The 25,948-nt window shown below is 69.4% G+C and carries 15 protein-coding genes and 1 pseudogene; 6 read left to right on the top strand and 10 right to left on the bottom strand.

Going from position 1 to position 25,948, the window contains the following annotated elements; translation table 11 throughout:
* Nucleotides 1–36 precede the first annotated feature (36 nt).
* Nucleotides 37–999, bottom strand: a complete 963-nt coding sequence (locus tag HH310_RS14295; protein WP_169176001.1) for a carboxylesterase — start codon at nt 997–999, stop codon at nt 37–39.
* Between the two features lie 333 nt (nt 1,000–1,332).
* Here HH310_RS14295 and HH310_RS14300 point away from each other — a divergent pair, with 333 nt between their 5' ends.
* Nucleotides 1,333–1,608 carry a hypothetical protein gene (locus tag HH310_RS14300; RefSeq protein ID WP_169176002.1) on the top strand — a complete coding sequence of 92 codons (276 nt, stop codon included), beginning with the start codon at nt 1,333–1,335 and terminating at the stop codon, nt 1,606–1,608.
* Nucleotides 1,609–1,691: 83 nt separating this feature from the next.
* Entirely contained in the window at nt 1,692–2,597 is a 906-nt protein-coding gene (locus tag HH310_RS14305; protein WP_169176003.1) for an NAD(P)H-binding protein, read from the top strand.
* Between the two features lie 39 nt (nt 2,598–2,636).
* Here HH310_RS14305 and HH310_RS14310 read toward each other — a convergent pair whose 3' ends face one another.
* The 7 genes from HH310_RS14310 to HH310_RS45335 form a co-directional block, all read right to left on the bottom strand.
* Nucleotides 2,637–7,514: a carbohydrate-binding protein gene (locus tag HH310_RS14310; protein WP_169176004.1), complete on the bottom strand. Its 4,878-nt coding sequence runs from the start codon at nt 7,512–7,514 to the stop codon at nt 2,637–2,639.
* On the bottom strand, nt 7,507–8,187 hold the full coding sequence (locus HH310_RS14315) for a hypothetical protein (protein WP_169176005.1): 681 nt from the start codon (nt 8,185–8,187) through the stop codon (nt 7,507–7,509). Before HH310_RS14315 ends, HH310_RS14310 begins: the two co-directional genes overlap by 8 nt.
* Nucleotides 8,188–9,293: 1,106 nt before the next feature.
* Nucleotides 9,294–10,187: an ABC transporter ATP-binding protein gene (locus HH310_RS14320; RefSeq protein ID WP_248293996.1), complete on the bottom strand. Its 894-nt coding sequence runs from the start codon at nt 10,185–10,187 to the stop codon at nt 9,294–9,296.
* A 120-nt stretch (nt 10,188–10,307) separates the two neighbouring features.
* Nucleotides 10,308–11,276: a hypothetical protein gene (locus HH310_RS14325; protein ID WP_169176006.1), complete on the bottom strand. Its 969-nt coding sequence runs from the start codon at nt 11,274–11,276 to the stop codon at nt 10,308–10,310.
* Between the two features lie 59 nt (nt 11,277–11,335).
* Nucleotides 11,336–11,956, bottom strand: coding sequence for a hypothetical protein (locus tag HH310_RS14330; protein WP_169176007.1), 621 nt, complete (start codon nt 11,954–11,956; stop codon nt 11,336–11,338).
* A 9-nt stretch (nt 11,957–11,965) separates the two neighbouring features.
* The gene (locus HH310_RS14335; protein ID WP_169176008.1) at nt 11,966–14,986 is read right to left on the bottom strand and encodes an OmpL47-type beta-barrel domain-containing protein; all 3,021 of its coding nucleotides are present in this window, start codon (nt 14,984–14,986) and stop codon (nt 11,966–11,968) included.
* Between the two features lie 70 nt (nt 14,987–15,056).
* On the bottom strand, nt 15,057–19,553 hold the full coding sequence (locus HH310_RS45335; protein WP_312034066.1) for an Ig-like domain-containing protein: 4,497 nt from the start codon (nt 19,551–19,553) through the stop codon (nt 15,057–15,059).
* 223 nt (nt 19,554–19,776) lie between these two features.
* On the opposite strand from HH310_RS45335, the pseudogene HH310_RS14345 reads away from it, so the two are divergent.
* Nucleotides 19,777–20,139 (top strand): annotated as a pseudogene (locus tag HH310_RS14345) (aminoglycoside phosphotransferase); the annotation flags it as partial.
* Nucleotides 20,140–20,165: 26 nt separating this feature from the next.
* Nucleotides 20,166–21,488, top strand: a complete 1,323-nt coding sequence (locus HH310_RS14350) for a DUF6745 domain-containing protein (protein WP_169176010.1) — start codon at nt 20,166–20,168, stop codon at nt 21,486–21,488.
* Between the two features lie 13 nt (nt 21,489–21,501).
* Here HH310_RS14350 and HH310_RS14355 read toward each other — a convergent pair whose 3' ends face one another.
* A complete protein-coding gene (locus HH310_RS14355) occupies nt 21,502–22,506 on the bottom strand; it encodes a hypothetical protein (protein WP_169176011.1) in 1,005 nt (334 codons plus the stop codon).
* A 200-nt stretch (nt 22,507–22,706) separates the two neighbouring features.
* Here HH310_RS14355 and HH310_RS14360 point away from each other — a divergent pair, with 200 nt between their 5' ends.
* Together HH310_RS14360 and HH310_RS14365 are read left to right on the top strand one after the other, a co-directional pair.
* Nucleotides 22,707–24,251: an alpha-L-arabinofuranosidase B gene (locus HH310_RS14360; RefSeq protein ID WP_169176012.1), complete on the top strand. Its 1,545-nt coding sequence runs from the start codon at nt 22,707–22,709 to the stop codon at nt 24,249–24,251.
* A gap of 106 nt (nt 24,252–24,357) precedes the next feature.
* On the top strand, nt 24,358–25,044 hold the full coding sequence (locus HH310_RS14365; RefSeq protein ID WP_169176013.1) for a hypothetical protein: 687 nt from the start codon (nt 24,358–24,360) through the stop codon (nt 25,042–25,044).
* Here the strand turns inward: HH310_RS14365 and HH310_RS14370 are convergent.
* Nucleotides 24,984–25,865, bottom strand: coding sequence for a hypothetical protein (locus tag HH310_RS14370; protein WP_169176014.1), 882 nt, complete (start codon nt 25,863–25,865; stop codon nt 24,984–24,986). The genes HH310_RS14365 and HH310_RS14370 overlap by 61 nt on opposite strands.
* Nucleotides 25,866–25,948 lie beyond the last annotated feature (83 nt).

Below are 25,948 nucleotides of genomic sequence, written 5' to 3' on the forward strand. Positions count from 1 at the left end.
TGCACCACCGCCCACCCCCATGATCAGCGGCAGACATCAGGTCAGTCGCGTGCCCTCGTACAGGTCGAAATAGGTCTTGTAGAGGTCGGCGGCGCGGTCCTTGAGCACGGTCGGCTCGGCAATGTCGTGGCCGATGCCGAGGTCTTTGGGCAGCTCGTGCACGCCCAGTTTGATGCCGTCGAGGTCGGCTATCTGGCGCGGGATCCGCATGGCGCGCTGGTGGTCGATGAAATCGTCGCCGGCGGACGTCACCACCGCGATCGAGGAGAGCGGCCCTTTTCGGTCGAGGTCCAGGTTGCGGGCGATCCGCAGGTACTGCGAGAGCGACGAATACGAGAAGCCGTTGTCGTCGATATGGTCGGGCAGCAGCCGGAACCCGAAAAGCACGATGAGCGGTTTGACCTCGAAACGCGGCGCCTGCTCGGTGCTCGGCTCATAAAACGGCGAAAGAACGAGCAGATGATGTACGACGGGAGCCCGGTGCCCGGCGAGCCAGGTGGCCAGGACAGCACCGCCGGAGATGCCCGCGACCCCGACGTCGTCACCGAGCCCCGCCGCCACGTTCATGCCGTCGTTGGCGTACGTGGTGAGCTCCTGGGCCTTGACGTGGGTGTGCGCCAGCGGGTCGGTGGTGCCGTGCCGGGGAGCCCGCGGCAGCCAGACGTTGTAACCCTGGTCGAAGTAAACCTTGGCGAGGCCGGCCAGCCCGGCCGGGCAACTCGTGTAGCCGTGCAGCAGCAGAACCGCCTTGGCCGTCCGCTTGCCGTGCGTCAGCAACTGACTGCGGCACTCGGGACGGACGTTCTGGTCGGCAGTGTCGGCGGCGACGACCCGGCCGGCCTCGGCGGTCGCCGCCGCGAAGTCGAGAGTCACCGCCGGGGCGGCACGCAGCGAGCCCGAGCCGAGGGGCCAGGCATAGATCGCGACGATCAGCACGATGATGACAGCGAGCAATGAGCCGACGACCCGGAAGACGGTTTTCTTGACGGTCAAGCGCACGTGTCGGGCCTTCCAGGTCGGGATACGACCAGGAGAACGTTCACTTTCGGACACCGTTCAATACCTGCGTCCATCGTGCTTGATCTCACCGGGCCGCGCGCCGCAACCGAAAAGTCGCCTTTATCGCGTTTTTTGTGGCTAAGCTCTGGGATGCGACCGAGTGATCGTTCGCGTCCCGATACCGTTCAGTCCGTCCATTGTGTTTGACCTCACCGCGGCCGGGTCTGAAAAATCGTCCGGGCGTGAGACTGCCGCTTTGACAGAAAGACGACGTACTCTGCGGTAGGAACCGGTCACGGCCGCGCCGCCCGGGTTCACCCTGAGGAGCTACCGATGAGCACGGAAGACAAACACCGGGACTTCAACGACATCGTCGATCATCTTGCCGCTGATTATCCGTCTCTGGTGCGTCCGCCCTGGCCACGATGGTCCCGGCCGGTGCTGATCGCCGTCTCGATCGCGGCCGCCGTGGTGTGGGGGCTGCTCTCGGTCGCCATGGTGGCGTGGGGGCTGAGCGGCATCGTGCTGACCTGTGCGGTCGTGGTCGTCTGCGCGGTGGCCGCTTATCTTGACGCGCGGCGAGGGCCGGGTCGCACACCGTCGCAATAAAGAATCTTTCCTCCGCTGAACATCTCCGCCTCGCCCGACGTCTGGATGGGGTGACATGGCGTTGAGCGTTTGAGGAGAGGCTCATGATCACCGTAACCGGGGCGGCGAGCTCGTTCGGCTTTCAGATCATCAAGGAACTCATCGGCCGAGGGGTGAGCGCCGGCGAGATCATCGCCGTCTCGCACGACGTGCCCGTGCTAGGCGGCAGCATCGACGACGTCAAGAAGCTCGGGGTCCAGGTCCGCGACGCCGATCTCACCCAGCCCGCTGGTCTGGCCGACATCTTCGCCGGGACCACCCAGCTGATGCTGGTGCCGTTCAGCGGCGACGAGACCTTCGAGCCGGTCACCGACGCGACCCTGCTGCGTAACCGGAATGCCCTGGACGCCACCCGGGCCGCCGGCGCGAGCTGGGTCGGCTACGTCAGCGGCCTCGGCGCGCAGGACGTCAACGCCGACATCTTCGCCGCGCACCGGGCCACCGAGGACCTCATCCGCGCGTCGTGGGGCTCGAACTTCACCTTCCTGCGCAGCGGGCTACAGGCCGAGCGGTACGCGTCCCTGAAGTTCGTGGGCGGCCTGGACGACCAGAAGATCTTCTCGATCGAGGGGGACGGCGAGGTCTCCGCCGTGGCCCGGTTCGATCTGGCGGTCGCGGCGGCCGAGGTGGTGGTCGGGGACGGGCACGCGGGCGCCGCCTTCGAGCTGGCCGGCGAGCCGTTCACGGTGGCCGACTTCGCCTCGATCCTGAGCGACGTCAGCGGCGAGACCATCCAGGTCGAGGATCTCGCCGAGGACGACTACCGGCAGCTGCTGACGAACATCGGCACCGAGGACGTCGAGGCGACCCTGGCCGTCGAGCTGGCCGCGCGCGACAACCGGCTCCGCTCGGACAGCAAGGACCTGCGCACCCTCATCGGCCGCGCGCCGCTGACCGTGCCGCAGGCGCTCGCCGACTTCCTCGGCCAGATCGCCGGCGCCAACGAATGAGAGAAGGGGCCCCGGTTTTCCGGGGCCCCTCCACACTTCTTAGCTGACCTTCTGCCACGGACCGTTCGGGTCACCCGGCTTCTGGTTCCGCGTGTACCACTTGGCCTCGTAGACGTGACTCTGGTACGTCACCCGATCCCCGGCGTTGTAGACCGTGGTCGGCGTCCACGCCGCGGGGCTGCCGTCCGGCGGCGTCGGCGCGATCTCCTCCCACGGCCCGTTCGGGTCGCCCGGCTTCTGGTTCCGGGTGTACCACCGGGCCTTGAACACGCGCCCGTCGTACACGACCTTGTCCCCCGCGTTGAAAATCCGCGATGGCGTCCAGAGCGTGTCGCCGTTCTCGGCCATGGCGAATTCCTGCCACGGGCCGTTCGGGTCGCCCGGCTTCTGGTTGTGGGCGTAGTACGACGCCTGGAACACCTTGCCCTGGTAGCTGACCCGGTCGCCGGTGTTGTAGACGGCCGCGGCCGACCACGCGGCCGGCAGGTTCACCGTCACGGTGACCGGGGCCTGCGCCGGCTCGAGCTGCTCGCTGCCCGAGTAGGCGACCGACATCGCGTGCGCGCCACCCGCGAGACCGGCCGGCAACGTAAAGGTGGCGGTGCCGTCCGCGGCCGGGGTCACCGAGCCGCGCACCGTGGAGCCCTCGGTGAGCGTGACCGTGCCGGTCACCGGGACGCCGCCCGCGTTGACCCGGGCGGTGACCGTGGCCGCGGTCCCCCATTTCACCGGCGCCGAGGCGACGGTCAGCGAAGGCGTCGCGCGGACCGTGCGGAACACGGCCGGTTGCGCGACCGAGAAGCCGCCGTCCGCCGTGCCGGCCGACACGATCCAGGCGTACGAGGTGCCGGGCTGCAGCCCGGTCCACGCGACGGTGGCGGTGCCGCCGGGTGTCACCGTGGTGCTTCCGAGGGCGTCGGACGGAACGTACGCGGCAAGGGAATCCGTGGTGAAGGACGTCTTGCGCGTGGTGAGGTCCACCGGAAGGGTGAGGTTGTCCTCGGATCCGTTGTAGCGCGGCGCGTTCTGGCTGCCGTCCTGGCGGATGTCGTACTCGGTCGCCCCGAAGTTGTTGAGGAACGGCGAGTACGTGTCGATGTGCATCTCGGAGCGCTTGACGTCGAACTGCAGCAGGCGCAGGAAGCTGGCCCCGAACTGGAGACGATCGGTGGCCTTGTGGTCCGGCGTGCCGTCCCCGTTGACGTCGATGTTCCCGTTCGCGTCCGCCTTGCCGGGCCAGAGCTGGCTCGCGGGCACCGTGTAGAACTGGTAGTCCGCCAGCAGCTCGACCACGTCGTGCGCCACGGTCGGGCCGATGTTCGTCTTCAGGTTGGTGCCGACGCCGTGCTCGTGCCCGGCGAGGACGAGGAAGACGTTCGGGTTGCCCTCGACCACCTGCTTGTAGAGCGCGGACCCGTCCGGCTCGGAGAAGGCGGCGCCGCGCCCGTCCGGATTCGGCGACGGCTTGAGGTAGTCGTGCGAGAGCAGGATCCCGTTGCGATCCTTGTACTTCTTGAAGATGGCGTCGGCCCAGTCGGCCTCGTCGCGGGTGACGCCGTAGGAGAGGCCGACCGCCACGAAATCGAGCCCACCGGCCGAGAACAGGACGTAGTTGTTCTGGTTGTCCTTGCCCGGGGCGCCCGGCTTCTCGTCCCACGCGTGGTACGAGTCGCCCGCCGGCCAGGACTTGGCGACCTGGTAATAGCGGTCGGCGCTGAACGTCTTGCTGAACCGCGAGTCCGGTCCGGTCTCGGCGCCGAGCTGGTCGTCGTGGTTACCGGCGATGACCTGGTTCACCACGCCGTTGTCGTCGAGGATCTTCTGGTAGCCCGAGGAGACGGCGAGCTCCTTGTTCACCTCTTCGTTCAGGCCCGGGCGTACGAGCGTACCGTTGGCGTTCTTGGCATCGGGGTCGAAATAGTCGTTCTCGATGACGTCGCCGGTGTGCGCGGTGTAGGCGATTTTCTTCGACTTGGCGTTGTCCGCGATCCACTGTGTCTCGTTGCGGTACGCCGCCTGCCAGACCGCCTGCTCGTCCGCCGTCTCCACATCGGACGCCTCGGTCTTGCCGTCCCAGTCGTCGTAGGTGCCGCCGGCCGCACCCTCCGACAGATACTGCGTGTCGGTGAAGTGGGTGAGGGCGAAGTCGTACGTGCCCGGGTCCTCGAAGTGGTCCTTGTCGTTCTGCGCGGTCGCGTCGTGCGGTGAGAGGTCGTCGGCGAACGGGTCCTCGCCGGTGACCAGAACGTGCACCTTGCCGCCGTCGCGGTAGGTCTTCTCCAGCGGCGCGGTGAGCACGGTGTTCTTCGCGTCCTGCCCGCGAGCGCTGGTCAGCACGACCCACTTGGCGCCGTCCCACACCCGCAGCGAAACGAGGCGGGCCGGGTCGATGGTGCCCTCCCAGCGCAGCGTAGGCGTTTTGTTTGAATCGGCCACGGCGAGGTCGTAGCGCTGGAACACCACATCACGGCCGGACGGGGTGTCGATGGACTTGCCGTCGAGCGGGTGCAACGAAGCCACATCGACCGTCGCGTCGTGCGCCACGTCCAGCGAGGTCGGGACGTCCGAGGAGACCCCTTGATAGCCGGTGCTCGGCAGCACCACGCCGGCCTTGGTGAACGTCGCCGTGAGCGGGGTGTCGTCCGCCCCCGGGATCGTCGCGGACAGCGTCGCGGTGGTGCCGTCGACCGCCGCGGCCAACCCCGTCGGCACGTCCGGGATGCTGGCGCTGCTGAAGTGGATCTCCCGGGTCGCCGTGTTGCCGAGCGTGTCCGCGGCGGTGACGGCGATCGTGTGCGCGCCGGCCGCGAGACCGTGCCCGATCTCGTCGCCCTGCTTGACCGCCTTCCCGTCGAGCGTGATCACCGGCGTACCGGAAACGCCTGTCGCGTCCTTGATCTTGATGTTGACGGCGACCGTACTGGTGAGGCGCTGACCCTCGGCCGGAACGCTGTCCTCGACCTCGGGGGCGCTGTTGTCGACCGTGATGTGCCGGGTGGCCGTCTTGTCGCCGGACGCGGCCGTGATGAGGTGCCGGCCGTCGGAGAGCTTCGTGGTGTCGACGTCCGCCCGCGCGCCCACGCCGGGGAGGTCGGGCACATCGAAGAGGATCGTCTTCTCCAGCTCGCCGTTGTGGCTGCTGCCGCAGGTGCCGTCGCCGATGTAGACGGTGACCGGCGACCCCGTCGGGTACGTCGACGAGCCGATGACGACGTTGGTCCCGGCGACCTCGTGGGTCAGCTGGGTGGCCTTGCCGCCAACCGGGTCGAGCTCGAAGTCACGCATGGTGAAGTCGTCGTAGTTGTCGCACCCGCCGGGCTTGGCGCTGCCGTGGTCACTGCCCGCGACGAAGTCGATGACGTTGGTGCCCGGGACCAGGTATTCGTTCGGGAACGAGAGGTCGGCGACCTCCTTCTCCCAGATGCCCATGTCGACCGGGATGCCGTTGATGACGACCTTGTTGTCGAAGCCGTTGTCCGCGCCGTTGCCGCCGACGAAGAACTTCAGGTGAGCGTCGCCGGTGCCGGCCAGGGTTTCTATCGTGCGCGTCGTCGCCGCCCCGTCGATGCCGAAATGGAACTCGGCGTCCTTGTTGGTGCCGCAGGTGCCGTCGCCCAGCGCGAGCGAGGCGTCCGTCGTGGCCGTCTTCCCGGCGCTCGTGACGATGAACGTGTCACCCGGCGTGACGGTGCCGTCGATACCCAGCGCGAGATCGACCGACGTCCTTGTCACCTTGAAGTCGTCGTGGTTGGCACAGGTCGCGCCGTTGGCGGTCCCGTTGTAGTCACCGGTCTTGAGCTGCACGACGTTGTCGCCGAGCCTGAGGTAACGGGTCGGGAACGCGATCTTCACCGGCTCCGCGCCGCTCACCCCGTAGTCGCCGCCCAGGTCCACCCGGTTGCCGTTGACCAGCAGGTAGTTGTGGTAGCGCGCCTCGACCGAGTTGCCCGCCTCGACGGTCAGGCCCAGGGTGGCCGTGCCCGCGGCGAGACTCTCCGCGTTCTCGGCGGCCTTCCCATCAATTTCCAGTTTGTCCGTTTTGTTCTGCGTGCCCGCCGCGATCACCCGCTGCTCGCCGCGCACCAGCGCACCGTCCGCCGGCGTCACCGTCGGAGCACCGGCCGGGTCGTTGTTGACCTCAACCGAGACGGTGGCCTTAGCGCCCGACTCGGTGACCGCCTGGATCGTGTGCGACCCGTTGGACAGCTTGGTGGTGTCCAGGTCGGCGCTCAGGCCCGAGGTGCCGCCCGGCGTGCCCGAGATGACGAACGTCAGCGCCTGGGTGAGCAGGTGCTGCGCGCTGCCGCAGGTGCCGTCGCCGAAGCTGTAGCTGAACGCGTTCTGCTCGGCGTCCGCGACCACGCCGACCAGGCCGAGGCCGAGGCTGCTCAGCGGGAAGTCGTCGTAGTTCGGGCAACGCAGGCCCTCGCCGAACGGCAAAGTCTCCACGCCGGCGGCGGTCGTGCTCGTGGTGTCCACCCAGGCGGCGCCGGCGCTCACGGTCAGCGTGTTGACGCCCTCGTGCAGCCAGGAGCCGGGAAAGTCGAGCGTGCCGCGGTTCCCGCCCGGGATGGTCGGGAAGAAGACGCGCTCGGTGTGGTCGTTGACCGTGATGTAGTTCTTGTAGCGCTCTTCGGTGCCGTTGCCGCCCATGTCAAAACTGAAGTGGGCGGTGCCGGCGTTCTTCTCGGCCTTGACCGGCTCGCCATCGACCGTGAGCGCGGTGACCGAGTCTTCCTCGGTGGTGGGCTCGACGTTGATTTTCGTGGTGCCGGCGAGGGTCTGCCCGTCGGTCACGTTCAGGCTGGGCGCGCTCTCGGCCGCGTTGCCCGCCGCGAGTGCCGAGCCCGGGCCGATCACGATCGGGCTCACCGCCAGGAGGGCGGCCAGCAGCACGCCCCCGTATCTCTTACGCAAGGTGTTTCCTCTTTCGGCGTCTCGTTAGGACGGCTACCGCGCCGGCGACGACGATGACGCCGGCGAGGACGATGGCGATCTGCAGTGCCGCGTTGCGAGCCGGGTGCGTTTGCGTTGCCCGTACGCCGTCAGCACCGCTCAACACCCACTCGTGCGACTCGTTGCCCTGGCCGTAGACCGCGTGTTCACCGTCCGGTCCGGACGCCAGCGTCTTGTAGGCCGGGTTGAGGTCGGTCAGTGTCCGCACGGCGATGGTGGCGGTGCCGATCGGGCCGTCACAGCGGTAGTCGATGGTCACGCCGTTCTTGACGAGGTCGCCGGGCCGCTGGACGGCCGCCGGGCAGGGTTGTTCCCGGTCGGCGACGGTGATCTGCTTGGTGAGGTAGCCGGCGAACTGCGCGGACGGCCCGATCGTGGCGGCGTCCGACGGCTGGAAGACGGTGGCGCCGTCGAGCAGCACCCGGTCCGGCGGCAGCACCCCGAGCGCGACGCCCAGCAGGGTCAGATCGTCGAGGCCGCCGACCTTCCAGCGAACGTGCACAACGGACGGATCGCTGCCGTCCAGCGCGACCGCGACCGTCTGCGGGTCACCGAAGGGGTGCGCCTGCGCGGCTCCCGGCGTCAGGACCACCGCGGCGATCAGGAGGCAGGCGAGGATCAGGGCTTTCCGCAACGAGGACTCTCCGGGGTGCGCACGGCACACCGGGCGGCGGCCAATGGCCCACCTTGCCGACGTTCCAGAAACTCACAGCTTTTTCCCAGTTATCAACAGGCAACACCCACGCGAACGATGGGCCCGGCCTGACTTCGGGGTGAGTTCCGTAGTCGCTCGCTCTCCCCCGCCGCGATGCCCCTCGCTGCGTTGCCCCTCACCGCGGTGCCCCTCACCGCGGTGCCCCTCACCGCGATGCCCCTCACCGCGATGCCCCTCACCGCGGTCCACGATCCGTAAAATTCCCCGCAAATCCGAAATTTCGGGTACTGAACCCGACGCCTATCAGGTCCGGGTGGGCGCGGGAGCGATGGAAGCCGGATGACCAGGGGCGCGACCGCGCCCACGATCCTGCGGCGTGAACTCGACGGACCAATTCCCGGATATTTTTGCAACCTTGGAGAGTTGCGCCCACATACGAGCCATAACTCTCCAAGGTCCGCGTTCTACCGGGAAATCGTCGCGGATAAAAGGCGCATTATGGGAGAAATATTTGTCTACAGTGGACCGCCATCCCACATCACGGAATCGGCGCCACGATGTGGTCGTCCGTCCCGGAATGCGGAACTGTTCAGCTGGTTCTCGCGCCGCTCACCCTCCGATGCGTTGGCCTTGCGTGGCTGACCTGAGGGCCGTCGCCGTGGGGAGCTGGGACGTTCCGGCCGTGGCGGGTGCCCACACCCGCTGTGGGTCGCCGCGGTGTGGGGAACCGCAGCCTCCCCGGCGTCGCGATTCCCCACACGTGGGTGAGGGTGGCCGCGGCGTGGGGGGCCACGGCCTTCCCAGCGTTGCGATTCCCCACACGTGGGTGAGGGTGGCCGCGGTGTGGGGAGCCACGGCCTTCCCGGCGTCGCGATTCCCCACACGTGGGTGAGGGTGGCCGCGGTGTGGGCAGCCACAGCCTCCCCGGCGTCGCGACTGCCCACACCCGCGTGGGGGGCGCCCATTGGGGGGAGCTGGGACCTGCCCGGGCCTGGCGGCGTCGCCTCGCACGGGACTCCCGGCCGACGGAACCAGCTGAACAGCTACGGAATGCGGACCACGCTGCCACATGGTGGGAGGGGTGGTCAGGCGGTGCGGGAGAGGCGGGCGGCTCGGGCTGACCAGCGGCCGTCCTGGTGGTCGACGTTGATCGGGTGGTCGAACGCCTCGGAGACGTTCTCGGTGGTCAGGACGTCCAGGGCAGTTCCGGCGGCGACCACCCGGCCCTGCTTGAGCAGCAGCGCGTGGCTGGTCGTCGTCGGCAACTCCTCCAGGTGGTGAGTGACCACGATGGACGCGAGCTCGGGGTGCGTCTGCTCGAGCAGGTCGACGGTCTCGAGCAGCTGCTCGCGGGCGGCCACGTCCAGGCCGGTCGACGGCTCGTCCAGCAGCAGCAGGCGCGGTTCGACGATCAGCGCGCGGGCGATCAGCGCCCGGCCCCGTTCCCCCTGCGACAGGGTCGGCCAGCGCAGCGCCGCCTTGTCCGCCAGGCCCAGCATGTCGATCAGCCGGTCGGCGCGGACGGTCTCGTCGCCCGTCGCCTGCCAGCGCGGCGGCAGGTCGACCGACCCGGCGAGGCCACTGAGCACGACCTCACGGACGGTGAGCGGCGATCGCAGCGGGTGACGGGGGTTCACGTGGCCGATCGAGCGGCGCAGCGTCTGGATGTCGACCCGGCCGAGCCGGTTGCCGAGCACCTGCACGGTCCCGGTCGTCGGATGCGTCACCGCACCGCAGAAGCCCAGCACCGTGCTCTTGCCCGCGCCGTTCGAGCCGAGCATGGCCCAGTGCTCGCCCTGGCGTACGGTGAAGCTCACGTCGTGCAGGATCTCCTTGTTGTCGCGGCGGAACGTGACATTCCGGAGCTCGACAACCTCACGCATCGTGCTTGCCCTTCGAAGACCGAGTAGACCGGCCGAGTAGACCGATCTGCGCAGGCTGCCACGAAAGGCCGCGGCGATCTCCGTGATGAGCGCCATCCCGGCGAGCATCGTCGATGGCCGCACACGGCGCGAGCAGCACAAACGCGGCCATCACCGAGCGTAAAGGGCGTGGCGCGGCGTCCCACCCGCCGGGATCGATCAGCGTTTCGGGCGCGTTCACGCGGTTGCTTCGCGGCGGCCTTGCTGACGGGCCTCGTCCAGCATGCGGTTCAGGGTGCGGCGCCGGCGGCGGGCGGCGCGGCGCCACGCCAGCAGCAGCGCGACGACTGCCGCGAGCAGGATCAGGTGGGGCCACGGCAGCGCCCACGCCGCCGTCGTGACCGTCGTCGGGGTGCCGCCGGCCGGGGTCAGCTCGACCTTCGTGGCCAGGCGGCCCAGCGGCCAGACCCCGCCGACGGTGGCCGATTCGGGGCGGGCGGCGCCGGGCATCAGCTCTCCCCCGTTGACGGCACGGGCCCGGGTCTGCGCCCCGAACAACGAGGACACCGCCACGCTGCCCCGCGCGTCGACGCGTACGTTGCCGGAATTGGTGGTGTCGTAGGAAAGCCGGACCGTTCCGGACCGGAACGGATTCCAGGACGCCGAGTAGCGCGCGGTGAGGTGGGTGGCGGTGAGCGCGGGCCGCACCGTCCCGGCGGCGCGCAGCAGCACCCGGAACCCGACGCGGCTTTCCACCCGCACGGTCCCGGAGGCGCTCAGCACCGAAGCCGCGATGCCCGCCGGATGGTCGCCCGGGGTGGCCGCCCGCGGCACGGTGATGCGGAGCGGGACCACCTTCGTCCCTTTGGCCGGCACGCTCACCGTGGGCTGGACCGCGATCCAGGTGCCGCCGTCGACGGACTTCCGGTCGGACGGCAGCATGTTGAAGCGACCCTTGTCGGTCAGGTAGCCGTCCGCGGCCTTGAGCGCGAACACCGCGCCGCTGTCGCTGAAGTTGCGCACCGCCAGGTATTCGGTCGTGGCCTGGCCGGGGTCGAGGGTCTTCTCGATCCAGCGCCGGCCGTCCGGCCCGGCCGCGGTGGCCGGCTGCACGGTCCAGGTGAGGGACGCGGGTTCGGCCCGGGCCACCGCGGGCGCGATCGGGACGGTGACGGCGACGGCGGCGAGCACGGCCAGGATGCGCATGGGGAGTCCTCACGACGAGCGGGCGGGGGCCGCCGGCAAGCGGCCCCCGCCGGGGTTTGCTACTCGAACAGGGAAGTGGTGAGCGTGGCGTGGTACGAACCCGCGGCCACGTCCGCCGGGGTGCGCAGGAACAGGTCGGCGTTCACCGAGTACGAGTCGCCGGTGACGGCCGCCGAGTCGTATGTGGACACCAGCAGTTCCTGGTCGGTGAGGCCGACGTTGTTGCCGGGCTGGGTCTCATCGTCGAGCACCGTGACGACCTCCTCGCCCTCGGTGACCTGGCCGCTCTCGCCGCCGTCGAGCAGGCGCGGCTTCCAGCCCAGATGGTCGGCGGTGATGGTCCCGGCGCCGCCGGTGAAGTCGCTGGAGGTGCCCAGCACCGCCCAGCTCGAACCGGCCGGGATCTCGTCGGCGGTGCGGGTGTCGGTGACGGTCACCGTGGGCAGCGTGCCGGTGAACTGACGGACCAGCAGGTCGGATCCGTTCTCCTGCAGGCTGACCGCGTTCCCGGCGACGGTGAGCGCGAGCACGCCCGGCACCTTGATCGGGGTGATGTCGACGTTGACGTCGACGTCGGCCGAGTCGCCGGGGTCGGCCTGCGCGGCGGCCGGGACGGCGGCCATCCCCGCGAGGACGGCAGCCACCGCGACGGCCGGGTACAGGCGTTGACGGACGTTCATGCAATCTCCTTAGGAACAGGTGAGGGAGTCGTAGGAGGCGGTCAGGGTGGTGTCCGCGACGCGGACGGTGGCGGTGCCGGCCGGGACTGCCGCGGCGCGCACCGGGAACGACTGGTAGGCGTTGCTGCCCGGCGCGACAGAGTCAAATTCCTTGCTCCCGTACGCCGTTTCGAGCGCGATTCCCAGCGCCGAGCTCTCGCCGTTGTGCGCCTGCACGGCGACGTAAGCCTTTCCGCCGATGCACCGTGGCTGCGCCGTCACGGTGACGTTGACGGCGGGCTCGCCCGGCTCGGCGGCGAACACTCGCCACTCGGTAACGGCGACGGCCGAGGAGGTCGCGCCGTTGCTGTTGGCGTTGAAGGTCGCCCGGAGCCGGTTGGTGGTCACCGGGTCGAAGTCGACGTGGTTGAACGCGGTCGAGCTGGTGCCATATGACATGGCACCGGTCACATCGCGCCACGCCGATCCGTCCCAGTACTGGAGTTTCCAGCCGTCCGGTTCCGCGACGCCGTCGCCGGTGCCGGGGTTGGAGTCGCGCCAGAACTTCAGCTCGGTGCCGGTGAACCGGATCGGCCGCGCCCAGTCGTACTGGATCCACTGGGTGGCCGGGCGGTCGCCGGACCAGGTGCCCCAGATCTGGGCCTGGGCCGGGTTCGCCGGGTCGGCGTCGTCGTTGAGGGCGGTGACGCTGTTCCAGCCCGCCGTGTACGACGCGGTCGGCGTGCCGATCGGCCCGACGTTGCCGTTCAGCGGCCCGGACAGGTCCGCCGGAACGGTGACCGACTTGGCGGTCTCCAGGTTGCCGGCGTTGTCCAGCGCCCGGAACGAGACGGTGTGCTTGCTCGCGTCGGGTGCCGCGACGGGCCCGGTGTAGGCGGCCCATGATCCGGTATCGATGGCATATTCGACATGTGATATGCCACTGGTCGCGTCGGTCGCGCTGATGCTGACCTTGCGGTCGGCGACCGTGGCGGCGCTCACCGGTGCGGTCGAGTCGATCTTCACGGCGAGGCTCGACGCCCCGGACCGGTTGCCGGCCCGGTCGGTCGCGGCGGCGGTCACCGTGTGCCGGCCGTCTCCGCCGACGGTCACGTCCGCATAACGCACCGGAGACGCGCTCACCGGCTGGCCGTCGTCGACCTTCGACTCGATGGTCATCCGGCCACCGCGATCGTCGGCCGCCGCGACGCGGACCTTGACCCCGGACCGGAACCAGCCGTCCGAGCCGGCGCTGCCGCTCGGGCTGAGCGTCAGCGACGGTGCCGTCGTGTCGCCCTCGGTGTCACCGGGCGAGATGACCGTGACGTCGCCGATGACCTGCCGGGCGGCGTAGCCCAGCACGCTGCCGCGCACCATGACGCGACCGGGCGCGGCGACGTCGGCCGGCGTCACCTTGTCCCAGTAGACCGGCACCTGCAACGTCTCGGTACCGAAGGTGAGCGGCACGGTGGCGGGCAGCTCGGTCTCGCCCACCTCGACGGTCATCGGCGGCACGGTGACCGACCGGGGCTGGTCGGCGAGCACCTTCCACTCCTCGACCGCGACGGCCGAGTACGTGCTGCCGTTCGTGGACGCGTCGAACACCGCCCGGACCTGGGTGGTGGTGACCGGGTCGAAACTCGTGTTCTGGAAACCCTGGGTGGCGGTCGGGTAGCCGCTGGGGTTCGGCACGTCGGCCCACTGCCCGGTCGCGAGGTTCCAGTACTGGATGCGCCACCGGGCCGGGGCCGCGACGCCGATGCCGCTGCCCTGCGGCTGGTCGTTCCAGAAGTCGATCTGCGACCCGGAGATCCGCATCGGCTGGTCCCACGTGTACTGCACCGACTGCTGCGGCGGGTTGTTGCCGGTCCAGGTACCCCACATGTCAGGTGGCAGCGGGTTGGCGCGCACGATCTCGTCGTTGAGCGCCTTCACCCAGTACTGGGTTGGCACCGGCTCGTTGGAGACGGTGACCTTGGCCTCCTGGGCGATGTTCGCGCGTGGCGTGCGGTCGCGTTCCTTGACCGGGGTCTGCACGACCGTCTTCATCCGGGGCGGGTTCTGCGTGTCGTCCCAGTCGACCTTGTCGATCGCTACCGAGCGGCGGAAGTGGCCGCCGCCGGCCGCGTCTGCCGTGTGATAGGTGATGTACCACTGGCCGCGGAACTCGATGATGCCCGGGTGACTGGTCGTCGAGGACACCGGAGTGAGCACGGTCCCGCGGTAGGTCCACGGGCCCTCCGGGGACGATGCCGTGGCGTACGCGATGCAGGCGTGGTAATTCGCCGGCGTGCACGGCGACGTCGGGCCCGCGTTGTTCCCGGCGTATGCCAGGTAATACGTCGCACCGCGCTTGAAGGCCCACGGCGCCTCGAAGAAGCCGGTCAGCCCGGTGACCGCGCGCTGCGTGCCGATCGGGGTCTTGAGGTCCTGCTGGTATTCGAGGACCCGCACCTGGCCGAACGTGCCCCAATAGACCCAGACGCGGCCGTTGTCGATGAGGATCGTCGGGTCGATGTTCTGGATCGTGTTGGCGGTCGGCACCCGCTGCGAGATGAGCGGCCCGCCCACGTAGTCGGTCCACGGGCCGGTCGGCGTGTCCGAGACCGCGAGACCGATCGCGAACTTGTCGGCGGCCGTCGACGACCGTTCACTCACCGGCACGTACCAGTAGTAGCGGTTGTCGAAGCCCTGGATGACCTGGCCGGCATAGGCGCGGCCGGGTGTCGCCCACGAGAAGACGGTCTCCGGGCGCATCAGCGAAGGATAATGTGTCCACTGTCCAGAAGGGACGTCCGACGTGCGGAACGCGCCCCACTCGTTCATCTGGAAGTCGTTGGTCGTGGGCCCGGCCTGGTCGTGACCGGTGTAGATGTAGAGGTCGTCCCCGACGACCAGCGGCGCCGGGTCGGCCGAGTAGTAGCTGCCGTCGGCGAGGATCGGGTTACCCGCGTGCGTGAACGTGTACGAGTCCGCGGCGTGCGCGGCGGTGGCGGGCACGACCAGCAGGGCGGCCGCGACCAGCCCGGCGGCGGCCGCCCTCCGGAGCATTTTCAACGTGTCTCCTTGCAGGGGGAGGAAGCGGGTGGCGGCGCCCCCGCGCGGGACGCCGCCACCACTGTCAGGAGCAGCTCACGGCGCCGTACGGCACCGGGATCTCGGTGGTCACCTGGCCGCCGGTCACCTTCACCGCCGCGGTGCCGGCCGCCACCGACTTCGCCCGGGTGTTGAAGGACTGGTAGGCCATGTTCCCGGGCGCCACCGTCGAGGTGCGCGAGCCGTACGCCGTGCTCAGCTGGATGCTGAGCGACTGGTCGTCGTCGTTGCGAGCGGTCACCGCCACGTACGCGTTGCCACCGATGCACTGCGCGCGCGCCGAGACCGTCACGTCGAACGCGGCCTCGCCGGTGCCCACCTTGACGGTGGCCGTCGCGGTCTTGTCGGTGCCGGCCACGTCACCGACGACCGTGAAAGTTCCGTCCGAGGCGTACCGGGAAGGGTCGATGGGATCCCACGTGACCGCGATGCCGCTCTGCCGCGAGCCGTCGTTGTATCCGACGGTCACGCCGGCCGGCAGCACCGGCGCGACTCCGGCCGCCGTCGACACCGAGACCGGATCGATCGTGTTGATCTGCACCGGGTCGGAGCCGCGGACCCACACGTGGGCGGTCGCGGTCCGGGTGGTGCCGGCCACGAATCCGGAGACCGTGAAGTCACCGACCGCCGCCACCTGTGACGGGTCGATCGAGCCCCACGCCACCGGCATCGGCAGCTGGGCACCGTCGGCGTAGGTGACCGCGACCGTGGCCGGGAGCGCCGGGACGACACCCACCGGCGTACGGGCATCGACGCCTTGAATCGAATTTGCCGCGGCCGCGAAGACCCGCCATTCCGAGACACCCACTGCCGAGTACGCCGTGCCGGCCGCGTTCGGCAGCGCGTTGAACGTGGCCCGCAGCCGCGTCGTGGTGACCGCGTTGAACGACACCTCGTTCGTCCGCCCCCGCACCGCCGGGTCGAAGCCCGACGCTCCGGTCACGTCCTGCCACGCGGCGCCGTCCCAGTACTGGACCTTCCACGACTTCGGGACGGCGACGCCGCTGCCGCCGGTGGTGCTGTCCGACCAGAAGTCGATGGACGCCCGGTCGAGGCGCACCGCGGACGGGAGGTCGTACTGCAGCCAGCGGGTGGCCGGCTCGTTCCCGGTCCAGGTGCCCCACAGGTCCGTCTGGGCGCCGCCGGTGAACAGCGGCGGCTTGCCGTCGTTGACCGCGCCCACGGCGTTCCAGCCGGCCGTGAACGACGCCGTGGGCGTCGCGGTGCCGGCCACGTTGATTTCGCCCTCGGTCAGCGCGGTCCCGTTCACCACGACGTCCTTGGTCGCGGTGTCCGTGCCGTTGCCGACCGTCAGCCGCAGCGTGTACGAGCCGGACTTGGTGAACCGGGCCACCGTGTTGGGCGAGTTCGCCGGGTCGAACGCCACCGCGCCGCCGTCCGGCGCGTTGACGACCGTCCAGGACGAGGTCAGCGCGGTGCCCGGGTTGCCGTCGTCCTGCGCGAGCCCGATCAGCCGCGCCGACCCGGCCTGGTTGTAGGAGGAGTCCACCCACGCGTCGGCCAGCGGCGGCGCGTTCACCGGCGTGGGTGCGGCGACACCCGTGCCGTACGCCTGCACCTCTTTGATGCCGGTCTTGAAGCCGGGGCTGTGCTGCACGGTGACGCGCAGCTTCGACGCCTTGACCGACGGGAACCGGATCTGGTTGAGGTTGCCGCGTGGGTACGCCGGGTTGCGGGTCTCCCCCGGCACCGGCTTCCACGTGCCGCCGCCGTCGTCGTAGGAGACCGTGAACTGGGCCGGTGGCGCGTAACCCGGGACGGTCGCGGACGTGGTCGTCTTGTAGAAGTACACGCGCACGTCGTCGACGTCCTTCGACCCCTGCAGGTCGATGTCGATCGAGTCGGACGCGTTCGGTGAGCCGGCGGTGCCCCAGAACGGCTCGTTGACGGTGGTGCCGTTGACCGCACCGGCCGGGGTGCGGCCGGCGGCCGAGAACGACGCGGTGGCCGGCTTGCCTTGGACCACATCGACCGAGCCGGTGCTGGCCGGTGCGACGTCGGCGCCGGCCTTGGCCATGACGTCGACGATCCGGTCATTCGCCGCGAAGGACACGTCCTGCGGGGCGTCCACCGCGATCGGGTGGCTTTCCACCACCTGCACGCCCGCGCCGGCCGAGACCGTTCCGGTCGCCGGGTCGTAGACCAGCTTGCCGAGTTTGTCCGCGGTGAAGGCGAGCTGCCCGTCGAGGTAGACCGAGTAGCCCTCGGGACCGCCGTAGTAGTTGGTGCCGCCCGGGGCGTCCCAGACCACGGTCAGGTCCCGGTCGCGGTAGCGGATGTTGTTGGCCGTGAAGTGGTCCCAGCCGATGTCGATCGGGTCCAGCTCCACCTTCGCGTCCGACCGCGGGCGCAGGCCCATGGCGTCCTCGATGACGGTGAAGTTGGTGGCGCCCAGGATCGTGTGGTGGATCCACGAGCGGTAGCCGATGGTCTGGTTCGCGGCCGAGCCGTCCGCCCAGAACTCGTTCTGGTCCGGGTACCGGTTGTCGCCGTTGCCCTGGTATTGCGCCCAGGCGTTCCAGTACAGCAGCTTCTTGTACCACTCCGCGTCGATGTACTGGTTCGGGTAGTTGCGCAGCACCGAGGACAGCATCCTAAACGTCACGGTCGAGTTGATGACCGAGAAGTTGTTGCTGCCCGGCGATCCCGCGGCCGCGGCGGCTGCCTTGTCGGCCTGGTTCGCCGTGGTGAACGGGAAGATGGGGTACTGCTGGTCGTCGGCGAACAGGCGCAACGCTTCCACGTACGGCTGGGTGTAGTCGGCGTCGCCCGGCTTGGGCATCAGACCCACCGCGTACGGGTAATAGTTGTTGATTTCCTTCCACGGCACCTTTTCGTTGCCGTTGACGAGGTTGTGCTTGACGAGGTTGCCGTACAGGCCCATCTCGTCCGGTGTGGACCGGGCCGGCTCCCACAGGTATTGCAGGACCGCCTGTTTGATCTGCTCGGCCTTCGCGTCCATCTCGGCGGCCTTGGCCGTGTTGCCGATCGTGCGGTACGCGGCGGCCGACGCCTTCGCGTTCGAGTACAGGTAGGCGTTCTCGGCGCGGTCCATGTTGCCGCCCGGCTTCCAGTCGAACGACACCGCGTCGGCGTCGTTGCCGGTCATCGCGCCCCAGTTGTACTCGATGAGCCCGTTGCCGTTGGTGTCGTAGGCCTGTTGCAGCCCCTTGACGTCGTTCTCGGCGTACTGGGCGAGGTTGTTCGCGATGGCCTTGGGCCCGCCGTGCAGCTCGTAGGAGCGCCACGCCGCCTCGGACAGGTACTCGGTGTAGCTGTTCGACCAGTTGGCCGGGTCACCCGGGTTGTCCACGTACTTCGAGCTCTTCGCGACCTCGCCGGCGGACACCCACGGCCCGTACGAGTAGATCGGGTCGCGGAAGTACTTGAGGTCGTCGACGAACATGCCGACGGACAGCACGATCGAGTTGTTGTACCCGAGGACGCCCTCCATCGACGTGGGGAACTGGTAGTCGTTGCCCGGCAGGTCGGCGTCGAGGAAGTTGTACCGCATCAGCCACCAGCGGTAGAACAGCGTCTTGTCGATGTTGTTCTCGGGAGTGTCCAAATAGGGCACGTTCTGCGCCCACCACCGGTTGTACGCCGTGACCTGCTCGGTGTACGCCTCGGCCGGGTCCAGCCCGCGGTAGTGGCTGTACTCGGTGGCCGACACCGGCTGCTCCTTGGTGACAAAACCCATTTGCAGCTTCGTACGCGCCGACCCGGTGGCCGGCACCGCGACGGTCCTTTGTAGAGCGCCAGCGACCGGCGTGAACCCATCGCCGGAGAAACGCGGGAAGATCGTGGTGAGCTGGTTGAACGCCTTGACCGCGCCGGTCAGCTCGTTTCCCTCGGCCGTGCCCGCGAACGCCGATTTCGCCGTCAGCACCACGTCCTTGGCCGAACCGTTGGTGCTCGACACCTCGAGGTTGGCCACCGCCACGTTGCCATCGGTGATGAACTTCGTCTCGACGACCCGCAGCCCGGCCCCGGTGTTATTGAAGACCCCGCGGAAATAGCTGGGCGTCTGCTTGCGCTGCGCGGCGTCCTCGGTGAGCGTGACGTCCCCGCCGTTCACCTTCGCCGTTATCGTGTACGCCCCCTGGCCGCCGGCGATCGACTCGATGTACGCGACCTCGCCGCCGAACCCGAGCGTGCCCGGCTGGTGCGTCTTCATGAAGACCGCGCGACCACGGCTGAACAGGTACTGGTTGGCGTCCCCGTTGGACCCGCCGGGCTGGTTTCCGGTGCGCGCCAGCATGCGGTCGAACCAGAAGTCGTTGTCGCTGCTGGATCCGGCCCCGGCCGCCACGTCGGCGTCGAAGATGGCTTGAAGCTGGTTGCGCACGTGGTACCCGGTGCGTTCGTCGGGCACCGGATCGGCGGCGCCCTTGAAGACCGGGTACGGGGTGTCGGAGTTGGGCGCGGCGCTGGCGGGCGCCGCGACGAGAACGGTGAGCAGCAGGCCGCCGACCGCGGCGGCTACCGCTGGTCTTCTCACGACAGGACACCTCTCTTCGGATGGGCGCGGCACCCCCGGCCACACACGCCCCGAAAGATCTGAAAACCTTTTCGGGCATGCTTACAGCCGGTTTCACGAGTGTCAACAGTCGAGTGTGAATGCGTCGATCTGTTAACCTGACGCCGAAAAGTTTCGGCAAAAAGCGGTTGCCCTGGTGGACGGCGCCCCGCGGCATCGGCGACCGTGACCCGCGCCTAGCGCGCACGTGCGGGAGCTGCGGTCGGCGGTGGCGGACCGGTCGGCGTACGGGCTGGTGCATGGGGAACTCGGGCCGGACCACGTGTTCGTGACCGCGGGCGGCGAGCCGGTTCTCATCGACATCGAGGGACTGACGTATTTCGACGTCGAATGGGAGCACGCCTGGCTGCGGATGCGCTTCGGGGAGGCGTACCGGCAACTGGGTCCGGTGGAGCTGGATCCGGACCGCCTGGAGCTCTACCGATATGCGCAGGTCCTGTCGTTGATCGAGGGGCCGCTGCGGATCGCCGGAACCGATTTCCCCGACCGGCAATGGATGCTCGACCTGGCCGAGTGGAACATCACGCAGGCGCTCGCCGTGCTCTGACCGGGTTTCGCTGCGAGAATCGGGGCATGGGTCCCGGCACCCGGACCGACACCGACTGCGCCGCGGTGACCGACGGCATCCGCCGCCGGTACGCGGACGCCGGGCTGCCCTGGCCCGGCCGGGTGGTGTGGGTGCCGTCACCGCTCGCGGGACAGCTGGCGGCCGCCGACCTCGCGCGCCGGCACACCCCGCTCGCCGGACGGCTCCGAGGGCTCGGCCGAGCCGCGCGAACCCTGGCCGCCGGCGCGCTGAGATTCGGCGGCATCGCCGCGTCCTCCACCGTGATCATGGTCGCCGTGCTGATGTACGCGCTGCCCGGCGACCCCTGGGACGGCCGGGACTCCGGGATACCGGCGGACTACGCCCGCGAGTTCTGGATCGTCTCGCTCGCCGCCGGGCTGCTGACGATGGGCCTGCTGCTGTGGCTGGTCGCCCAGGCGACCATCGGCGGTGAGGTTCTCGCGGCCGGCGTGGTGCTGCTGTTCGGCCCGGCGTTGCTGGCGGTGTTCGGGGGCCACATCGCCGGTGCGTTCCTGACCGCGATCACGGGCGGTTCCGGGACGCCGTCGACGAAATGGGTGATGACGCTGCTCACGATCACGGCGGTGTCGGTGGTCGCCGTGGCGGTCGCGGCTGGTATGGCCACGATGTGCCGCGTCGACCCGCCCCTGCTGCGCTTCACCGACCCGGCCCACGCCCGTCTCGCCCGGCCGGGTGCCTTCGCCGACGGCATCGACCAGGCCGTCGACGTGACGCTCGCGTGGACCGTGCGGCACCGGCATGCGTGGGCGCTGCGATATCCGGTCGGGCGCTTCGGCGGTCACCGGCATGCCTGGTGGTGGCCGCACACCGCCTTCGTGGTGGTCTGCGAGCGGCCCGGCGAGCTGCATCTGGACGGGGAGCGGCCGCATCGCGCCGACGGCCCCGCTCTCGCCTGGCCGGACGGCTATCACGTCTACGCGAGCCGCGGCGTCGCGGTGCCGGCCGGGCTGGTCGAGGACGGCTGGGACGCCCGCGAACTCCACGCGCACCCCAACACCGAGGTCCGGCGGGCGGCCATCGAGCTCATCGGCTGGACCGAATACATCGACCGCGCCGGCTGGCGGCTGTTCGCCACCGCGCCGGACCCGGGCAACGCGCCGCACGAACTGGCGCTCTACGAGGACCCGAGCGAACGGCTCCGGGGCGTCCGGGTGCTGGTGATGACCAACGGCAGTCCAGACCGGCACGGCAAGCCGCTGCGGTACGCCGAGACCGTCCCGGACACCATCGACGACCCGGTCGAGGCCGCGGCCTGGCAGTACGGCTGCCCGGTCGAGCTGTACCGGGAGCTGCGGCGGCGCACCTGAGCGGCGCGCCGTCTCACCGTCGCCGCCGGCGCCCGATGAGGACCCCGAGGGTCACGACGGCGGCGATCAGGATGGCCACGACGGCTCCGATCGGAATGCGGGACCGGCTCAGCGCTTCGGGAGCCGCGGCGGCCGACGGCCTCGGGGCCGCGGACGACATTTCCGGGGCCGGGGCGGTGGACTCCTCGGCGGGCGGGGCGGCGGGCTCGCGCCCCAGCGGGTAACTCAGGATCGGGCCGGCGCCCTCGGAGACCGTCAGCAGTGCCGACCCGTCCGGCGTGTACGCCACCGACTCCCCCTGCGGCTCGTTCGGCAACGGGATCGTCCGGCGGGGCGTGCCCTGCGTCACGGCGCTGACCACGTCGCCGCCGGGCACGTCGAACTCGAACGCGTCGGCGTACGTCCGCAGTGTCACGCGTTGCCCGTCGGGGCTGACCGCGCCACCGGTGATCACCAGGCGGCCGGGCAGGCCGAACGGGTTGCTGGTGCTGGTCAGCGGCACGCGGACCCCGCCGGCCCGGCGCAGTGGCGTCGTCTCCCCCGCGCGCAACGGTCCGGACGGGACGTACACGGCCGCGCCGGCGATGCTCTTCGTGACGACCAGCGGAGGGCCGCCGCCGGACGGGAGGAGCAGCGCCTCGGCGTCGTGCGCGCCGTCCGGATAGCTCAGTCGGTAGAGCTGCGGTTTCGTCGAGCCCGGCGCCAGCTTCCAGTACGCGATCGTCGACCGCGATTCGCCGTTGTCGCCGATGTCGCCCACCCACACGGTGCCGTCGGCGGCCGCCGCCAGGTCCTCGGTGTCGCGCGGCCGCGACGGGTAGGCCACGGTACGGACCACGGCGCAGCGCTTGTTCAGGAAGAAGATCCGGCGGTGGTCCGGGTCGTCCGAGCCGTCGTCGACCACCACGTAGCCGGTGCCGGTCGCCGCCAGGCCGGAGACCTCGGTCAGTCGTTCGTCGCTGATCCGGCACACCGGCTGCGGGGCCGCGAGCACGGCCGCCACCAGAAGAGCCACCATCAGCCGACATTCCTCACGAGCCGCACCCGCCAAGTAAATCAGGCCCGCGCATCGCGGTTCCGGGATCCACCTGTTAACGTTCACATAGATAGACAGACGTGATCTCGTACGGGAGGAAGGAATTTGAAATCTGTCTATCTAAAACTCTCCGCTGTCAGGCTCCCCCCTGCCTTCCCCTGCGCATCGGAAGAGGTTGACGAATGGCATCACTGAAACGATCGCTGCTGGCGGTCGCCGCGGCCGGGACCCTGATCGCCGGCACGCTGATCGGCACCGGAGCGGCGCTCGCCGCGGGCACCGGGCCCTGCGACATCTACGCGGCCGGCGGCACCCCCTGCGTCGCGGCGCACAGCACCACCCGCGCCCTCTACGGCAGCTACAACGGGCCGCTCTACCAGGTACGACGCTCGTCCGACAACACCACCCGGGACATCGGCGTCCTGGCCGCGGGCGGCGTCGTGAACGCGGCCACGCAGGACTCGTTCTGCGCCGGCACGACCTGCCTCATCACGATCATCTACGACCAGACGGGCCGCAACAACCGGCTCACCCAGGCCCCTCCCGGCGGATTCTCCGGACCGGCCGCGGGTGGTTACGACAATCTCGCGAATGCCACCTCGGCGCCGATCACCGTGGGCGGTCACAAGGCGTACGGCGTCTTCGTCTCGCCCGGCACCGGCTACCGGAACAACAACACGAACGGCGTCGCGACCGGCGACGCGGCCGAGGGCATGTACGCGATTTTCGACGGCACGCATTACAACGGCGGGTGCTGTTTCGACTACGGCAACGCGGAACGCAACAGCCGGGACAACGGCAACGGCACGATGGAGGCCATCTACTTCGGCAACATCAAGGTCTGGGGGTACGGGACGGGGAACGGCCCCTGGGTGATGGCCGACCTCGAGAACGGGCTGTTCTCCGGGGTGAACCAGCATTACAACGCGAACGACCCGACGGTCACGCACCGATTCCTCACCGCGATTATCAAGGGCCAGCCGAACCATTGGGCGATCCGGGCCGGTAACGCGCAATCGGGCGGCCTGTCCACCTACTACAACGGGGTGCGGCCGAATGTCGCCGGCTACAACCCGATGAAGAAGGAGGGCGCCATCATTCTGGGCATCGGCGGCGACAACAGCGTCGGCGCCGCGGGCACGTTCTACGAAGGCGTGATGACCTCGGGATATCCGTCCGACGCGACGGAGAACTCGGTGCAGGCGAACATCACCGCGGCCGGCTATTCGACAGCCTCGACCGGCGGCGGACCGACGCTGACAGCGGGTTCCCGCATTTCACTCCGAGCCACCACGGCATGCTGCACGACCCGCTATATCAGCCACTCGGGCAGCACCGTGTCGACGCAGGTGGTCTCCTCCTCGAGTGCGGCCGCCCTCAAGTCCGGGAGCACCTGGACCGTACGCGCCGGGCTGGCCAACAGTTCCTGCTATTCGTTCGAGGCGCGCGACGCCACGGGCAGCTATCTGCGGCACCAGAACTACCAGTTGAATCTGCAGCCGAACGACGGGAGCTCGCTGTTCGCGCAGGACGCCACGTTCTGCACCCAGAACGGGCTCAGCGGCCAGGGCATCTCGTTCGCGTCGGTCAATTATCCGGACCGCTACATCCGGCACTACAACAACTCCGTCTACATCGCCAACAGCACGGGCACGAACGCGTTCGACTCCGCGACGTCGTGGACCAACGACGTGAGCTGGGTGTCCGCCTCACCCTGGACGCCCTGATCTGTTTCCGGGTGGCGGCCCGCCGGCCGCCACCCGGCCGATGGAATTCGCCGGCTCGCTGGAGATCGCCGATTTCCGTTGACGGTGTTCGATATGATCCCGCGTCGTGACGGTTACTCACGGGGTTCCGGACCGCCGCCGCGACCTACGCGGCTGGCTACTGACGCCGGCGGTGACCCTGCTGGTGGCACCGGCGCTGACGGCCATCGTCGGCTTCCTGATGCTCGCGGACTCCGACGCGTATCCACGGTTCTGCTACCCGGTCGTCGATCAGAACGGCTGCGAGGAAGCCGTCTTCGCGATGTTCGTCCTGCACGCGCGGATCTTCGCGGCCGCCTGGCTGCTCCTCTGGGCCATGCCATGGTGGCGAGGCCTGCGGGCGTACCGGATCTGGTTGGCGGTCGCGGCCGGCGCGGTCCTGCTCGCCGCGCCGGTGCGGCTGGTGGACTGGTCGGCGCCGTACGAGGCATACCACTTGGATCAGTTGTTCGGCCAGACGAGCACGCAGTTGTGGGACTACCGCAAGCAGGCGGTCGCCGCCATCATCGCCGTCCTGATCGTCGTGGCGCCGGTGATCGCGTCGCTCGTGCTCCTTCTGCGTGACCGGCGACGCGGCGCGCTCGCGTGGGCGGCGGTGGCGACGCTGCTGATGATCCCGTCTATCGCGGTCCTCCGGTACACCTACCACCCGCCCAAGCAGTCCACCCACGCTCCGCTTGGCGACCTCCCGCGTCAGAGTGGGTCGCGGCGCTTCCAGGGGCCCTCCCAACTCGTCCAGGCGATGCGCGGATAGTTCCGGTCGGCCACGGTGTGAAAGGTCTCCTCGACGTAGGTGGTTCCGGTGGCGCCGTCGGACGTCCACTCCAAGGCGATCCGCCACCGGCAGTCGCAGGCCTGGGTGACCGCCGTCAGGCGAAAGATCTCGGGGTCGGAATTGCTTATCCGGTACGGGAAATCGGGCGTCCCGTCGTCCGGTCCCATGCGCCCGGACGGGTCGTCGAGGTCGGCGGTGAAGTAGCGGGGCTCGGTCGGGTCGCCGCACTCCTCGTATTCGAGCTGCACGACCGCGGCCGTGGCGGGCGGGCCGGCCCGGTCCAGGTAGTCCACGAACATGCGACGCAGAACCACGGTCTTACCAGCTTTGCCCTGCACCTCGACCTGGTAGTGCGTCTCGTGGCGGTCGCCGGCGTCGTACCGGCTGATCCAATCGTCGACCTTCTCCGGGGCGTCGTCGTAACCGCCGTCGGGGGCTTCGATGTCCGCGGTGTCTCGGGCCACGACAAAGCCGTTGGCAAGCCGGCCACATTCATAGAGGGCGTCCGAGATCCGGCCGGTGCGCACCGACGGGCTGGGCGGGGCCGCAACCGGCGCGGAGGAAGGCGAGCTGCGGACGGCCGGCGAGGGCCCGATCCGTTCACCGGTAACGGTCAGCGGCGCGGTGGGATGCACCCAGGCGACCGCGGCGTCGATCATCTTGCCGGTGATGCCGGTGAGTTGCGCGGCGACCGCCGCGAGCACGGCCGCCACCACGAACGCGATGACGCGGCGACCGCTCTTGGCCGGCTCCGGCGTACGCGGGGAACTTGGTCTTGGATCGTTGCGCCGCCGCGCCATGTGGCCTCCTCACCTCGGTGAGGTCCACTGTCAAATGTCACCGGCGCCGTGGCAATCACATGCCGGGTCAGGCCGCGTCGCGT

Origin of the sequence: Actinoplanes sp. TBRC 11911, assembly GCF_012933445.1 — a bacterium.
GTDB lineage: Bacteria > Actinomycetota > Actinomycetes > Mycobacteriales > Micromonosporaceae > Actinoplanes.

What these genes read in the sequence shown, in the direction of transcription:
- HH310_RS14330 (WP_169176007.1), bottom strand. Translation starts at nt 11,956, where the DNA reads ATGAACGTCCGTCAACGCCTGTACCCGGCCGTCGCGGTGGCTGCCGTC.
- HH310_RS14350 (WP_169176010.1), top strand. Translation starts at nt 20,166, where the DNA reads ATGGGTCCCGGCACCCGGACCGACACCGACTGCGCCGCGGTGACCGAC.
- HH310_RS14360 (WP_169176012.1), top strand. Translation starts at nt 22,707, where the DNA reads ATGGCATCACTGAAACGATCGCTGCTGGCGGTCGCCGCGGCCGGGACC.
- HH310_RS14325 (WP_169176006.1), bottom strand. Translation starts at nt 11,276, where the DNA reads ATGCGCATCCTGGCCGTGCTCGCCGCCGTCGCCGTCACCGTCCCGATC.
- HH310_RS14305 (WP_169176003.1), top strand. Translation starts at nt 1,692, where the DNA reads ATGATCACCGTAACCGGGGCGGCGAGCTCGTTCGGCTTTCAGATCATC.
- HH310_RS14320 (WP_248293996.1), bottom strand. Translation starts at nt 10,187, where the DNA reads ATGGCGCTCATCACGGAGATCGCCGCGGCCTTTCGTGGCAGCCTGCGC.
- HH310_RS14370 (WP_169176014.1), bottom strand. Translation starts at nt 25,865, where the DNA reads ATGGCGCGGCGGCGCAACGATCCAAGACCAAGTTCCCCGCGTACGCCG.
- HH310_RS14300 (WP_169176002.1), top strand. Translation starts at nt 1,333, where the DNA reads ATGAGCACGGAAGACAAACACCGGGACTTCAACGACATCGTCGATCAT.
- HH310_RS14355 (WP_169176011.1), bottom strand. Translation starts at nt 22,506, where the DNA reads ATGGTGGCTCTTCTGGTGGCGGCCGTGCTCGCGGCCCCGCAGCCGGTG.
- HH310_RS14335 (WP_169176008.1), bottom strand. Translation starts at nt 14,986, where the DNA reads ATGCTCCGGAGGGCGGCCGCCGCCGGGCTGGTCGCGGCCGCCCTGCTG.